This window comes from Pseudomonas fluorescens (assembly GCF_019212185.1).
GTDB lineage: Bacteria > Pseudomonadota > Gammaproteobacteria > Pseudomonadales > Pseudomonadaceae > Aquipseudomonas.
Genome location: NZ_CP078138.1, coordinates 4,660,851 through 4,675,961 on the forward strand (window position 1 = coordinate 4,660,851; position 15,111 = coordinate 4,675,961).

The following is a 15,111-nucleotide window of genomic DNA, read 5'->3' on the forward strand; positions in this document are numbered from 1 at the left end:
TTAAACATCGCCCATCTCCCGTCGCTATCGCAGTAATTGCCGAAAACAGTGCACATCCGTACACTGCGCCACCTTTTGTCCCCGGTGGGCCTGTTGATGCTGTTTGTGTTTCGTATGTTATTGATGGGCCTGCATTTTGTTCTGGCCGGCGTGCTCGGCGTGGTGCTCGGCCTGGTTCGCCCGTTCAATCCGGACAATAGTCGCCTGTGTGCCCGGCTGTATGCCTGGCCGGCCATGTGCATTCTGCGCTTGCGGGTCAGTGCCGATGTCGACTCGCTGACACACAAGCAACAGAGCTGCGTGGTGATTGCCAATCACCAGTCCAACTACGATTTGTTCGTGCTGGGCAACGTGGTGCCCCATCGTACGGTGTGCATCGGCAAGAAAAGCCTGAAGTGGGTGCCATTGTTCGGCCAGTTGTTTTGGCTGGCGGGCAATGTGCTGATCGACCGCGGCAACGCGCACAAGGCGCGCCAAGCGATGCTGACCACTACCGATACGCTGCAACACAAGGACACCTCGATCTGGGTGTTCCCCGAGGGTACGCGCAATCTCGGCAAGGAGCTGCTGCCGTTCAAGAAAGGCGCGTTCCACATGGCCATCGCCGCCGGCGTGCCGATTGTCCAGGTGTGCGTCAGCAACTACATCAATCACATGCGCCTCAATCGCTGGAACAGCGGCAGGATCCTGATCCGCTCGCTGCCGCCGATTCCGACCGCCGGCCTGACCCTGGATGACATACCGGCGTTGATCGAACAGTGCCAGGCGCAGATGCGCGAGTGCATCGATGGGCTGGATCGGCAACTGCAGGCGGCTTGAGCACCCCGCTCCACCCACAAGCAGGCTAAGCTGCACGCTGATTGTCACTGGAAGAAGTGAATAGGCACTATGGGTAGAGTCGTTGCGGCTGCTGTTTACAGCGCCGGGAAGAAAGTCACCAATATCACCCTCGATGAAGGCGCGGCCTGGGCGGCGAAACCGGATCACTTTGTCTGGATCGGTCTCGAAGAGCCGAACGCCCAGGAGCTGGCCAACCTGCAACGCCAGTTCAACCTGCACGAACTGGCCATCGAAGACGCCCTGGAAAAGCACAGTCGACCCAAGCTCGAGACCTTTGGCGACGCCCTGTTCATCGTCACCTACTCACCGGTGCGCGAGAACGGCGTACTGGTGTTTATCGAGACCCATATTTTCGCCGGCAACGGCTACATCATCACCTGCCGCAATGGTCACTCAGCCTCCTACGGCCACGTGCGCCAGCGTTGCGAAGCGCGACCGCTGCTGCTGGAGCATGGCGAAGATTTCGTGCTCTATGCCTTGCTGGATTTCGTGATCGAGAACTATCAGCCGGTGGGCGAAGCGATCCATGCCGAGATCGATGAGCTGGAGCGCAACGTGTTATGCAGCGCTCTCAACGAGCGAGATATCCAAAACCTCCACGGCCTGCGTCGCGACGTGCTCCGCCTGCGCCGCTATGCCGCGCCGATGGTGGAGATCAGTGAGGAATTGCAGAAGCTCAAGTTCCCGTTTATCGACAAGAACATGCGCCCCTACTTCCGTGACGTGCAGATCCATGTCACGCGGCAGATGGAAGACCTCACCACCCTGCGCGACATTGCCAGCCAGACCATCGAGATCGGCGTCCTGCTGGAGGCTTCACGGCAAAGCGTGGTGCAACGCAAATTCGCCGCCTGGGCGGCAATCCTCGCGTTTCCCACGGCCGTGGCAGGGATCTACGGGATGAACTTCCAGAACATGCCGGAATTGAGCTGGCACTACGGCTATTTCGGTGTGCTGGGGTTCATCACCGTCGGCTGTATTGGTTTGTGGGCGAGCTTCAAACGCTCGGGATGGCTATAGGAGGACTCACGTGCCCTCCCATTGCCGCAGGCGCACGCGGCAATGTTTCATCGCGTTGACGATTTGCTTCTCCACCAGGCTGCGGGAAATACCCAGGCGTTCGGCGATTTCCGGGTGCGACATGCCGTCGAGTTTGCGCAGCAGGAAACTCTCGCGGCATAGCGGCGGCAGTTCGTCCAATGCCCGTTGTAGCAAGTCCAGTCGCTGGCCGTGGTCGAAGCTGCCATGGGGTGACGGCGTCTCGAAACGCTCTTCGCTGTCGAGCACTTCCAGGGGCTCGACCTGACGCACGACATTGCGCCGATGACCGTCGATCACCAGGTTCAATGCGGTGCGATAGAGAAAGGCCCGGGGTTGCTCGATGGGCGTATCGCTGGCCCGCTCAAGCACCCGGACATAGGCGTCGTGCACCACATCTTCGGCCACCTGACGGTTGCCCAGCTTGGCGTTGATAAAACACACCAGCTCGCGATAGTAGTTTTCCAACCTGACTCCCGACCGCTTGAATGAGCAGCTTCAATCCCTGAACCCGAGCCATGCCTGCGAAAAAAAGGTAAAGGCACGATGATGGCAACTTCCAGTGGTGTAATTTATAGTAATTCTCATATAGATTTAAAGCACCGCTTCCGTTGCGCAGCAAATAAAGCTCGATCACAGGTAAAAACCTTTGTGTCGAGGCCTAAATTTGCGTGTTTTTTCTTCGTACTAAGGACAGTTCCCCATAGCTGCCAGTGGCATGGCGGCGCCCAGTGCTGCGCGGGACGCGCCGCCGGCTGGGCAACGGGACGATTTCCATTGACCGGAACCCTGCATGAAACACCCCCGAAAGCCTCGTCGTGCCCTGCTTGTCGCCCTGTGCCTGATTCCCGCAATTGCGTTCGCCGCCTGGCAGATGATTCCGCCCGGGCGCGATAAATTCGCTACCGTGCAGGTCAGTCGAGGCGACATCGAAAGCAGCGTCACCGCCCTCGGCACCCTGCAACCGCGACGCTATGTCGACGTTGGCGCTCAGGCGTCGGGGCAGATTCGCAAGATCCATGTCGAGGTCGGCGATCAGGTCAAGGAAGGCCAATTGCTGGTGGAAATCGACCCTGCGACCCAGAACGCCAAGCTCGATGCCGGGCGGTTTTCCATCGACAACCTCAAGGCGCAACTGCTGGAACAACGGGCACAGAACGAGCTGGCGCGACAGAAATACCAGCGCCAGCAAAACCTCGCCGCCGGCGGCGCCACTCGCGAAGAGGACGTGCAGACCGCCCACGCCGAACTGCGCGCGACCGAGGCGCGGATTCAGATGTTCCAGGCGCAGATTCGCCAAGCCGAAGCCAGCTTGCGCAGCGATCAGGCCGAACTGGGCTACACGCGCATCTATGCGCCAATGTCCGGCACCGTGGTCGCGCTCGACGCCCGCGCCGGCCAAACCCTCAACGCCCAGCAGCAGACACCGCTGATCCTGCGCATTGCCAAACTGTCGCCAATGACCGTCTGGGCGGAAGTCTCGGAGGCCGATATCGGCCACGTCAAACCTGGCATGCAGGCCTACTTCACCACCCTCGCCGGCGGTGCACGGCGCTGGCAAAGCACTGTGCGGCAGATCCTCCCGGTGCCGCCCAAGCCTCTGGATCAAAGCAGCCAGGGCGGTGGAGGCAGCCTGTCCAGCAGCAGTAAAAGCGGCAGCGGCCGGGTGGTGCTGTACACCGTGCTGCTCGACGTCGACAACACCGATAACGCGCTGATGGCGGAAATGACCACCCAGGTATTTTTCGTCAACGGCGAGGCAAAAAACGTCCTGACCGCACCGGTGTCCGCCCTGCAGAACGGCACGCAGGCCGGCATCCAACGCGCACGGGTCGTGGCGAAAAACGGCGACATTCAGCCGCGGGAAGTGCGTACTGGCCTCAGCGACCGCTTGCAGGTGCAGATCCTCGAGGGCTTGAACGAGGGCGACCACCTGTTGATCGGCCCACTCGACGGTCACGAGGGTTGAATGCAAACGCCGCTGATCGACCTTAAAGACCTGCGTAAATCCTACGGCGGCGGTGACGCCCCGCAAGTCCATGTGCTGCGCGGCATCGACCTGGCGATTCACGCCGGCGAGTTCGTGGCGATCGTCGGCGCCTCCGGTTCCGGCAAGTCAACGCTGATGAACATCCTTGGCTGCCTGGATCGCCCGTCCTCAGGCGAGTACCGCTTTGCCGGGGAGAACGTCGCCCATCTGGACAGCGATGAACTGGCCTGGCTGCGCCGCGAAGCGTTCGGCTTCGTGTTCCAGGGCTATCACCTGATTCCTTCCGGCTCGGCCCAGGAAAACGTCGAGATGCCGGCGATCTATGCCGGCACCCCGGCAGCCGAACGCCATGCCCGCGCCGCCGCGCTGCTTGCCCGTCTCGGCCTGGCCGAACGCACTGGCAACCGCCCACATCAACTCTCCGGTGGTCAGCAGCAGCGGGTGTCGATTGCCCGTGCACTGATGAACGGCGGGCACATCATTCTCGCCGACGAACCCACCGGCGCCCTCGACAGTCACAGCGGCGCCGAGGTCATGGCCTTGCTCGATGAGTTGGCGAGCCAGGGCCACGTAGTGATCCTCATCACCCACGACCGCGAAGTGGCTGCCCGGGCAAAGCGGGTGATCGAGATTCGTGACGGCCTGATCATCAGCGACAGCGCCGTCGACAATCCCGACGCGCAGCACTCGGCCAACCCCGGCGCCTTGCAGGCCGTCGATCTGCGCAAGCGTCTGAGCGAAGGCAGTGAAGCCACCGGTGCCTGGAAAGGCGAATTGATGGATGCGCTGCACGCCGCCTGGCGAGTGATGTGGATCAACCGCTTCCGCACCGCCCTGACCCTGCTCGGGATTATCATTGGCGTGGCCTCAGTGGTGGTGATGCTGGCGGTGGGTGAAGGCAGCAAGCGCCAGGTCATGGCACAAATGGGCGCCTTCGGCTCGAACATCATTTACCTCAGTGGCTCGGCGCCCAATCCGCGTACGCCGCCGGGCATCGTCACCTTGAGCGACGTCGCCGCTTTGGCGCGCCTCCCGCAGGTCAAGCGGATCATGCCGGTCAACGGCTCGGAGGCCGGGGTGCGTTCTGGCAACGCTGATCACCTGAGTTACGTCGGCGGTAATGACACCAATTTCCCGGACATTTTTAATTGGCCAGTGGTCGAGGGCAGTTACTTCACCGACGCCGACGAGCGCAATGCCGCCGCCGTGGCGGTGATTGGCAAGAAGGTCCGCGACAAGCTGTTCAAGGACATGGCCAGCCCCATCGGCCAGTACATCCTGATCGAAAACGTGCCGTTCCAGGTGGTCGGCGTGCTGGCTGAAAAAGGCGCCAGCTCCGGGGACTCGGACAGCGACGACCGCATCGCCATCCCCTATTCCGCCGCCAGCGTGCGCCTGTTCGGCAAGTACGAGCCGGAGTACATCGCCATCGCTGCGGCGGACGCGCGCAAGGTCAAGGAAGCGGAACAGGCCATCGACCAGTTGATGCTCAAACTGCACAACGGCAAGAAGGACTACGAGCTGACCAACAACGCGGCGATGATTCAGGCCGAAGCGCGCACCCAGAACACCCTGTCGCTGATGCTCGGCTCGATTGCCGCGATCTCGCTGCTGGTGGGCGGCATCGGGGTGATGAACATCATGCTCATGACCGTCCGCGAGCGCACCCGCGAGATCGGCATCCGCATGGCCACCGGCGCCCGTCAACGCGACATCCTGCGCCAGTTCCTGACCGAAGCGCTGATGCTCTCTGTGGTCGGCGGTATTGCCGGGATTGCCCTGGCCTTGCTGGTCGGCGGCGTGCTGATCCTCAGCGAAGTCGCGGTGGCGTTTTCCCTATTCGCGGTCCTCGGCGCCTTTGCCTGCGCACTGGTTACCGGCGTTGTCTTCGGCTTCATGCCGGCCCGCAAAGCTGCCCGGCTTGACCCGGTCACGGCCCTTACCAGTGAATAATCGAGTGATGAAGTCGCCCTTGAGCCTGTTGTCCCTGTGCCTGTTACTCAGCGCCTGCGCCTCCCCCACCGAGCCGTTGGACAGCGGCATCGTCGCGCCGTCGACCTGGCAATCACCCAACACCCGTGCCGCCGCCGAGCACCGCCAGCAATGGTGGACGACCTTTGGCAGCGCCGAACTCGACCGCCTGATTGCCCAGGCGCAACTCGGCAGCCATGACCTCGCCGCAGCGGTCGCGAGAGTGCGCCTGGCACAGGCCAGCGCGGTGGTCGCCGGCGGCCCGCTGCTGCCCCAGGTGCAGGCCGGCTTCAACGCCAGCCGCGAGAAGCTGCTGCGCGGCAATGGCTACAGCCAACTGGATGCCGACAGCAGCAATAAGGCGGTGGATTACTTCGACACCAGCCTCAGCGCCAGCTATGAAGTCGACTTCTGGGGTGGCCGCCACGCCGCCCGCGACAGCGCCTTGCAAGGAGTACGCGCCAGCGAATTCGACCAGGCCACCGTTGAGCTGACCCTGCTCAGCGGCGTCGCCAACAGCTACACGCAGAGCCTGGCGCTAATCGAGCAAAGGCGCATTGCCGAGCTGAACCTGAGCAATGCGCAAAGCGTGTTGAAGCTGGTGCAGACCCGCTATGACTCAGGCTCGGCCACCGCCCTGGAACTGGCCCAGCAAAAAAGCCTGGTGGCCGCCCAGCAACGGCAACTGCCGCTTGTACAGCAACAAGCTGAAGAAGCGCGGATCACCCTCGCCGCCCTGCTCGGCCAGCCGGTGCAGGCGCTGCCGCCCAGCAGCGAGCGCTTCGAGCAGTTGCATTGGCCGCAAATCAACGCCGGCGTGCCCAGCGACCTGCTGCGCCGCCGCCCTGACATTGCCCGCGCCGAGGCGCAACTGGCCGCCGCTCGGGCCGACGTCACTGTGGCCCGCGCCGCGATGCTGCCGACCCTGACGCTGACGGCCAACCTCGGCTCGGGCGCCGATACCTTTGGCGACCTGCTGCGCAGTCCTTTCTATAACCTCACCGCTGGCTTGGTGGCGCCGATCTTCAACAACGGCCGCCTCAGCGCCGAACGCGACCGCGCCACCGCGCGCCAGCAGGAGCTGCTGGAAAACTATCGCGGGGCGATCATCAACGGCTTTGCCGACGTCGAAAAAGCCCTGACCGCGATCCACGGCCTCGACCAGCAGCGTCAGTGGCAAACCGAAGAACTGAATCACGCGCAGACCGCCTTCGACATCGCCCAAAGCCGCTACCAGGCCGGCGCCGAAGACCTGCTGACGGTGCTGGAAACCCAGCGCACCCTGTACGCCGCCCAAGACCTCAACGTGCAACTGCGCCTGGCACGGGTGCAGGCCAGTGTCGGGCTGTACAAGGCCTTGGGGGGTGGCTGGTAACCCGACGGAAAAGCTGGTCCTAGAGCCGTAGCGAGCATGACTGTGAGAATTTCGTAAATAAAAACGTAGGAACTTTCCGGTTTCCCGAAGGTGCAACGTCTTACTTACAGCGAATAGAAATAGTTCTCAGTCAACACCTTGAAGAGTAAAAGAATAATGCCCGCATCACTCGGTCTCCACCCACTCGCCAAGGCTCTGCGCCTGCGCCATTCCTTCCGTCCACGCCTGCCGACGCTTTGCGCCCTGGCGCTGACCGCACCGCTGATGAGCCAGGCCCAGGCACAGGTGGTCGAGGTCAATATCCAGGCCCAACCCCTCGCCAGTGCGCTGCAGGAATTTGGCCGCCAGACCAACCTGCAAGTGCTGTACAGCCCGGATGACGTGGCCGGCCTGCGCAGCACCGCAATCAAGGGCAGCCTGGATTCCAACGCGGCGATTGCCCAGTTGCTGCAAGGCACCGGGATCAATTACAGCGTGCAAGGCAACACCGTGACCCTGCGGGTGCGCAGCAGCGCGAACTCGGTGGACCTCGACCCGACCAACGTATTCGCCATCCAGGAGCAGGCCTACGGGCCGGTCGACGGGATTGTCGCCAAGCGCAGCGGCACCGGCACCAAAACCGATACCCCGCTGAATGAAATCCCGCAGACCGTCAACGTGGTCACCGCCGACGAAGTCAAGGTGCGGGGTGCGCAGACTGTCACCGAAGCCCTGCGCTACACCGCCGGCATGACCGGTGGCGGCTTCTCCGACCGCGTAGGAATTTTCGACGAGCCGACCTCCCGTGGCTTCTCGCCCACACCGGTGTACCTCGATGGCCTGCACCTGCCCTACGGCGGCGGCAGCACCGGCGGTTCGCTGCAGATCGACCCCTACACCCTGGAACGCATCGAAGTGCTCAAGGGCCCGGCCTCGGTGCTCTACGGACAGAACCAGCCAGGCGGCATCGTCAACCTGGTGGGCAAGCGCCCGACCGCCACGCCGCTGCATGAAGTGGTGCTGGGCACCGGCAGCTACGACCGCAAATACGGCGCCTTCGACTTCGCCGGGCCAATCGACGATCAGGGCGAGTTCCTCTATCGCCTGACCGGCCTGGCCAGCGACGCCAACTCGAGCATCGACTACGCCGACACCAACCGCATGCTGCTCGCGCCCAGCCTGACCTGGCTGCCGAACGACCGCACCAGCGTGACCGTATTCGCCCAATACCAGAAAGACCGCGACACCCCGGAAGCCCAGGGCCTGCCGGCGGAAGGCACGGTGTTCGACAGCCCCAACGGCAAGATCAGCCGTGACCTGTTCATTGGCGAGCCGGGCCTGAACAAGTACGACCGCGAACAGTTCGTGATGGGCTACGACGTCGCCTACGAGCTCAACGACATCTGGACCCTCAAGCAGCGCACCAGCTACGCCTACGTCGATGACCAGTACGTCGCGCCGCTGCACGGTTACTCCTATGCGACTAACCCGAACACCGGGATCAATGACCGACGCTACCAGAATCGCTTCGGCGTGGACTGGTCGCAGACCAACAAGGTGTACGGCATCGACAGCACCGCCCAGGCCAAATTCAAGACCGGCGAACTGGACCACACGGTGCTCCTGGGCGTCGACTACTACCACTTCAACACCCAGTTCCTCGGACTGTACGACCGCAGCGGTCCGCCAATTGACCTGTTCAATCCGGTGTACGGCAGCGAATTCACTTTCACCCAACCCTATCGCTGGGACAACACCATCAAGCAGACCGGCCTGTACGTGCAGGACCAGATGAAGTGGGACAAATGGTTCCTGACCCTCGGTGGCCGATATGATTACGCCACCACCGAGAACACCCAGCCTGGCAGCGCTGCGGCGGATACCAAGTCCACCGACGAGAAATTCACCGGGCGTGCCGGCCTTGGCTATATGTTCGAGAACGGTCTGACGCCGTATGTCAGCTATTCCGAGTCGTTCCTGCCACAAGCCGGTGTCGACTTCGACAACAAGCCGTTCAAGCCCACCGAAGGCAAGCAGTACGAAGCCGGGGTGAAGTACGAGCCAACCATCATCGATGGCTTTATCCAGCTGTCGGTGTATCAGATCGACCAGGAAAACATGCTGACCAACGACCTCTTCAACCCGGGTCGCAGCGTGCAGAGCGGTGCAGTACGTTCGCGCGGTGTGGAGCTGGAAGGCAAGGTCAACGTCACTCAGAACCTGCGAGTGCTGGGTGCGGTGTCGCGCAATCAGATCAAATGGCAGAGCATCAACGACGGTCGCGAAGGCCGCACCCTGGCCACGATGCCGCCATTGACCGCCTCCGGCTGGGTTGACTACAGCTTCGACCAGGGCGCCCTCGCCGGCCTCGGCGCTGGCTTGGGTGTGCGCTACGTGCGCAGCAGCTACGGCTCGGATTACGAGGGCGATTCGTTCCAGATCCCGTCCTACACCGTGTACGACGGCATGGTCTCCTACGACCTCGAACGTTCGCCACTGCGGGTCAAGGGCGTCAAGGTCAAGCTGAACCTGGAAAACATCGAAGACAAGAAATACGTCGCCAGCTGCAACAGCACCCTGGACTGCTACTACGGCGAAGGCCGCACCGTCACCGCGGACATGACCTACAACTTCTGATCACTTCCCCGAGCAACACAACGCCGCTGACCCAAGGATGGGCAGCGGCGTTTTTTTTGCGCCAGCGGTGGGTGTGCCGTCGCTCACTTCAAGCAGCGATAACTCTGCCACGCCGCCAGCAACACCACCAGGCCGCCCACCAGCGCCAGCCAGAAACCGCTGCGCGCGCCATAGGCATCCACCAGCCAGCCGGAACCGGCGGCGCCAACCGCCACGCCGATGCTCAGGCCCGTCACCAGCCAGGTCAGGCCTTCGGTCAATTTGGCCGGCGGCACGATGCGCTCGATCAGCGCCATGGCAACAATCAGGGTCGGGGCGAAGAACAGGCCGGCGACAAATACCGTCAACGCCAGACTGAGGATGTCGCTGGCCAGCAGCAGCGGCAAGGTGGTCAGCGCCGTGGCGACCCCGCCGTAAAGAAACAGCCGTGGCAGCGGCACGTCGAGCTTCAACGCGCCGAAGACCAGGCCGGCCAGGCAGGAGCCGATCGCATACACCGACAGCACAATGCTCGCCGCCGCAGGCTGCCCCTGCTGCTGGGCGAAGGCGACGCTGACCACATCCACCACGCCAACGATGGTGCCCAGGGCGACCATCAGCAGGATCAGCCAGCGCACCGGCACCGAGGCAATCGCCGAGCCGGGTTGCTGCTGATCATGGGGATGGATCGCCGGCTCGGTGCTGCGCTGCAGGACGAACGCGGTCACCCCGATAGCCAGCGCCAGCAAGGCCGCCAGTGGCCCGGCTTCGGGAAACAGCACCACGCACAAACCCACGGATAGCGGCGGCCCGACGATAAAACATACCTCGTCCAGGACTGACTCCAGCGCATAGGCAGTTTGCAGTTGTGGCTGGCCGCGATAGATCTCGGTCCAGCGCGCCCGCACCATCGCTGACATGCTCGGCATGCAGCCGGCCAGCGCGGCGAATACAAAGAGGGTCCACTGTGGCGCCTGCAAACGTGTGCACAGCAACAGCAGCAACAAAGCGCCGCCACCGACCAGGGCCGCGATAGGTAACACCCGACCCTGACCGTAGCGGTCGACCAGTCGCGACACTTGCGGCGCACAGAAGGCTGTGGCCAGGGCGAAGGTCGCCGCCACCGCCCCGGCCAGTGCATAGCCACCGTGCAACTGCGAGAGCATGGTGATCAGGCCGATGCCGGTCATGGAGATCGGCATGCGCGCAATCATCCCCGCCAACACGAAAGCTCGGCTGCCGGGGGCGGTGAAAAGCGCTGAGTAAGGGTTTGCCATGGGTGTCCAACCTCTCCTTGAGGGCGAGCAACTTGCTATAAAACAGCGCAGCAGGAAAAATACATACGGCGCGTATGCGAGAAATCATGTAAACATACGCAGCGTATGTCAAATCAAAAAAGCCGTGCAGAGGATGTCATGAGCCAAAAGCCCCGCGCCGAAATGATCGAGCAAACCCGCGCCAAACTGATCGCCAGCGCCCGCCAGGCATTCGCCAGCCAAGGCTACGGCAACACTTCGATGGATGACTTCACCGCCCAGGTCGGCCTGACGCGCGGCGCGTTGTATCACCATTTCGGCGACAAGAAAGGTTTGTTGGCGGCGGTGGTTGCGCAACTCGACAGCGAAGCGGACAGCCGTCTCGATGCCATCTGCGCCGACGCCAGCGATCCGTGGACGGGTTTTCAGCAGCGCTGCACGGCCTACCTGCAAATGGCCCAGGAACCGGAGATCCAGCAAATCCTGCTGCTCGACGCGCCCGCCGTGCTGGGAGAAATGACGCTATCGCTGCAACTCGATTGCATCGCCACCCTGACCGGCCTGCTGCAACAACTGATAGACGAGCACTACATCCCCCCCGCCCCGGCCGAATCCCTGGCGCGCCTGATCAACGGCAGCCTGGTGCACGCCGCGCTGTGGATTGCCCGCGACGAGACGCCCGGCGACCGGTTAGACGGGGCGCTGCAGGCGCTGGAGATAATGTTGCAAGGCTTGCGCAACGGAGCCGCAAATAAACCAGGCCAAAGCTGAACTCCACCCGCCTTGCACCAGTCAGCTGAATACCTCCTCTGTGCAAGGCTGAGCTGGCATGTCCGATCCTCACCAAGAACGCCAAAGTGCCATTGATGCCCACGGCATCATCGGCGACCTGCGCAGTGCTGCGCTGATCAACGACAAGGGCAGCGTGGATTTTTTCTGCTGGCCGGAGTTCGACAGTCCTTCCGTCTTCTGCTCGCTGCTGGACACCCCAGACGCCGGGATTTTCCAGCTGGCCCCGGACCTGCCCGATGCCCGTCGCGAACAGATCTACCTGCCCGATTCCAACGTCCTGCAAACCCGCTGGCTGAGTGCGCGGGCGGTGGTGGAGATCACCGACCTGCTGGCCATCGGCGACAGCGAAGATGACTTGCCGCTACTGATCCGCCGCGTGCGCGTGGTCAGCGGCAGCGCGCGTTTGGACCTGCGTTGCGCGGTGCGTTTTGATTACGCCCGAGCCGCGACCACCGCACAGAGTGCCGGCGACGACGTTTGTTTTATGGCGAACGGTCAACCTGGCCTGCGCCTGCGCAGCAGCCAGCCGTTGCAGATCACCGACAACGCCGCCTGCGCCAGTTTTGAACTGCAACAGGAGCAGTGCGCCGAGTTCATTCTCGGTGCGGTTGATGACCCACGTTTCCAGGCCGACAACAGCGACCTGTGCCTGCAACGCACGCTCAAGTTCTGGCGCGACTGGATCGCCCACTCGACTTACCGTGGACGCTGGCGCGAGATGGTCAATCGTTCGGCGCTGGCGCTCAAGCTGCTGACCTCACGCAAGCACGGCGCGATACTCGCCGCCGCGACCTTCGGCCTGCCGGAAACCCCGGGCGGTATCCGCAACTGGGACTACCGCTACACCTGGATCCGCGACGCCTCGTTCACCGTCTACGCCTTCATGCGCCTGGGCTTTGTCGATGAGGCCAACGCCTACATGCGCTGGTTGCGCGGGCGAGTCAGCGACTGCCAGGGCCACTCGATGAAACTCAACATCCTGTACGCCATCGACGGCCGCCAGGAGCTGCCGGAACAGGCGCTCGAGCACTTGTCTGGCCATGGCAACGCGCGGCCGGTGCGCATCGGCAATCAGGCTTATGACCAGGTGCAGTTAGACATCTATGGCGAGCTGATGGACGCGGTGTACTTGGTCAACAAATACGGCGAAGCGATCTCCCATGAGGGTTGGAAGCACGCCGTGGAAGTGGTGGACCAGGTCTGCGCCACCTGGCAACAGGAGGACGTCGGCATCTGGGAAATGCGCGGCGAGCAGCATCACTTCCTGCATTCGCGACTGATGTGCTGGGTGGCGCTGGACCGGGCGATTCGTCTGGCCTCGAAACGCTCGCTGCCGGCGCCGTTCGCACGTTGGGACCAGACACGCCAGGCCATTTACGCCGATATCTGGAGCAACTTCTGGAACGAAGAACGTGGGCATTTTGTGCAGCACATCGGTAGCACCGCGCTCGACGGTTCGATGCTGTTGATGCCGCTGATGCGCTTCGTCAGCGCCCGGGACCCGCGCTGGCTGTCGACCCTGGAAGCGATCCAGAAATCCCTGGTTCGCGATGGCATGGTCTATCGCTACCACAACGACGACAGCCAGATCGACGGTCTGAGTGGCACAGAAGGCGCGTTCGTCGCCTGCTCGTTCTGGTACGTCGAATGCCTGGCCCGCGCCGGGCAACTGGACAAGGCCCATCTGGAGTTCGAACAGCTGCTGCGCTATGCCAACCCGCTGGGCTTGTACGCCGAGGAATTCGACAGCCACGCCCGCCACCTGGGCAATACCCCGCAAGCCCTGAGCCACCTGGCGCTGATCAGCGCCGCGTGTTTTCTCGATCGCAAGCTCAGTGGCGACGACGGGTTCTGGCAGCCCTAGCAGGCGCGATTAGCGTTGCTGCAAAAAGGCCCGGACCTTGGCGGTCAACTGATCGAGATGACGATCGCGCTGTTTTTCCGCGTCAACCATCGCCCGCTTGCCGTTGCGTTGGAGCAGGTAGCTGTGGATCTGCCGCACTTCGTTGGAGCGATAGATCGGGGCCACATCCAGCACGGCGATCAGGCCGTCGGTGACATGCTCGTGGGTGTTCATCAGCACCTGGGTCCCGCGCGCGCCCAGCACCTGGAAGCCCAGCGCCTCGAAGTACGGAACCTTGGCCACCGCGCAACTGAGTTCGATGTGCGGGCAGCGCTTGCGCAACTCCTCAAGCATGGTGCGGGCGATACCCCGGCGGCGCTGGCTGGCATCGACCGCCATGAACGCTACGCCGCAGGCCTGGGGGTTGTCTTTGACCGGCAGGTACAGCACAAAGCCGAGGACCTTGTCCGGGTCTGTGGCGTCCATGGCGGTGATCAATTCGACATTAACGCCCCGCGTGCCATCGAGGGCCTGCAGGTAGAGGTGGACTTCGTAGCCCACCGCGTATTGATAGATGGCGAACAGCGGGTTGCTCGGCGGCAAGGCGACGCTGCTGATGTCGGTCAGGTTGTCGACCACCAGCTGCAAGATCTGGTCGGTCACCGTCTCCGGGCAGGGGGTGTCGAAATGGCTCAGGGTAAACATCGATCAGGGGTTCCGAGGAAGAGGTCCGGGAAAAAATGAAAGGGCTCAGGCCTTAGCTTTCAGTGCCGCCAGCCACTCGGGCTGCAGACGGGTCTGCTCGGTATCCAGGCCCTGGGCCTGCAGGCGCTCCAGGTGCTGGTCGACCTCGCGGATCAGTTGGCTGTGGTCGCTGGAATTGCCGTCCAACTGATGCATTTGCGTCAGCCCCAGGTGGTAGAAGCGCAACAGCTTCATTGCGCTTGGGTTACCGGCCTGGACCGCATCGGTGACCTGGTGCATGACGTTGGTGATGCGCATCAGGCTGCGCTTGAGCTGCCAGCCGTAAACGGCGGCGGCCATCCAGGGCTGGGACCAGAACTTCAGTTTCATCAGCGCCGCGCAGAGCAGCAGCGCCGCAATCACGCCACCGAGGTTGTAGCGGAAATTGTCGCCACCAGGCTCACCGAAAACCATCACCGCCAAGGTCGACAGAGCCATCGCCAGGACAATGAAGGTCACGGCGATGATCAACGTGCTGCGGCGCGTCTGCTGGCGAAAGGTTTCGGGGTTCCACGGCTTGATCTCGAACATCAGGACGGCGCTCTCTGGCGAAGTTGAAGGCTTGAATGCCCGGGATTATCGCCCGTCAGGCCCGCAACAGACAGTTTTAATCCGCAGCGCGGTGCATCGTCCGTCGCCCACCCGTGCAGTCAGCGGAACTACCGGC

General features: G+C 62.7%; 12 protein-coding genes. 8 read left to right on the forward strand and 4 right to left on the reverse strand.

The genetic code is table 11. The features are described from left to right. Positions 1–96: 96 nt before the first annotated feature. Positions 97–819, forward strand: a complete 723-nt coding sequence (locus KW062_RS20660; protein ID WP_027618069.1) for a lysophospholipid acyltransferase family protein — start codon at positions 97–99, stop codon at positions 817–819. Between the two features lie 69 nt (positions 820–888). Continuing rightward, a complete protein-coding gene (locus KW062_RS20665; protein WP_027618070.1) occupies positions 889–1,860 on the forward strand; it encodes a magnesium and cobalt transport protein CorA in 972 nt (323 codons plus the stop codon). Between the two features lie 6 nt (positions 1,861–1,866). On the opposite strand, the gene KW062_RS20670 is transcribed toward KW062_RS20665, so the two are convergent. Next, a complete protein-coding gene (locus KW062_RS20670) occupies positions 1,867–2,346 on the reverse strand; it encodes a sigma-70 family RNA polymerase sigma factor (RefSeq protein WP_105754485.1) in 480 nt (159 codons plus the stop codon). A gap of 325 nt (positions 2,347–2,671) precedes the next feature. On the opposite strand from KW062_RS20670, the gene KW062_RS20675 reads away from it, so the two are divergent. From KW062_RS20675 to KW062_RS20690, 4 genes are all read left to right on the forward strand, one after another. Beyond that, positions 2,672–3,847: an efflux RND transporter periplasmic adaptor subunit gene (locus tag KW062_RS20675; protein WP_105754484.1), complete on the forward strand. Its 1,176-nt coding sequence runs from the start codon at positions 2,672–2,674 to the stop codon at positions 3,845–3,847. Then, a complete protein-coding gene (locus KW062_RS20680) occupies positions 3,848–5,821 on the forward strand; it encodes a MacB family efflux pump subunit (protein ID WP_105754483.1) in 1,974 nt (657 codons plus the stop codon). A gap of 7 nt (positions 5,822–5,828) precedes the next feature. Next, entirely contained in the window at positions 5,829–7,214 is a 1,386-nt protein-coding gene (locus KW062_RS20685; protein WP_105754482.1) for an efflux transporter outer membrane subunit, read from the forward strand. 156 nt (positions 7,215–7,370) lie between these two features. Further along, positions 7,371–9,830, forward strand: coding sequence for a TonB-dependent siderophore receptor (locus KW062_RS20690; protein WP_105754481.1), 2,460 nt, complete (start codon positions 7,371–7,373; stop codon positions 9,828–9,830). An 83-nt stretch (positions 9,831–9,913) separates the two neighbouring features. On the opposite strand, the gene KW062_RS20695 is transcribed toward KW062_RS20690, so the two are convergent. After that, complete coding sequence (locus tag KW062_RS20695; protein WP_105754480.1) at positions 9,914–11,086, reverse strand: MFS transporter; 1,173 nt, start codon at positions 11,084–11,086, stop codon at positions 9,914–9,916. A 138-nt stretch (positions 11,087–11,224) separates the two neighbouring features. Between KW062_RS20695 and KW062_RS20700 the strand changes: the two genes are divergently transcribed. After that, entirely contained in the window at positions 11,225–11,836 is a 612-nt protein-coding gene (locus KW062_RS20700; protein ID WP_105754479.1) for a TetR/AcrR family transcriptional regulator, read from the forward strand. 58 nt (positions 11,837–11,894) lie between these two features. Then, on the forward strand, positions 11,895–13,721 hold the full coding sequence (locus tag KW062_RS20705) for a glycoside hydrolase family 15 protein (protein WP_105754478.1): 1,827 nt from the start codon (positions 11,895–11,897) through the stop codon (positions 13,719–13,721). 9 nt (positions 13,722–13,730) lie between these two features. Here KW062_RS20705 and KW062_RS20710 read toward each other — a convergent pair whose 3' ends face one another. After that, positions 13,731–14,405 carry a GNAT family N-acetyltransferase gene (locus KW062_RS20710; protein WP_105754477.1) on the reverse strand — a complete coding sequence of 225 codons (675 nt, stop codon included), beginning with the start codon at positions 14,403–14,405 and terminating at the stop codon, positions 13,731–13,733. A 45-nt stretch (positions 14,406–14,450) separates the two neighbouring features. Next, positions 14,451–14,975, reverse strand: a complete 525-nt coding sequence (locus tag KW062_RS20715; protein WP_105754476.1) for a DUF3087 domain-containing protein — start codon at positions 14,973–14,975, stop codon at positions 14,451–14,453. Between the last annotated feature and the right edge of the window lie 136 nt (positions 14,976–15,111).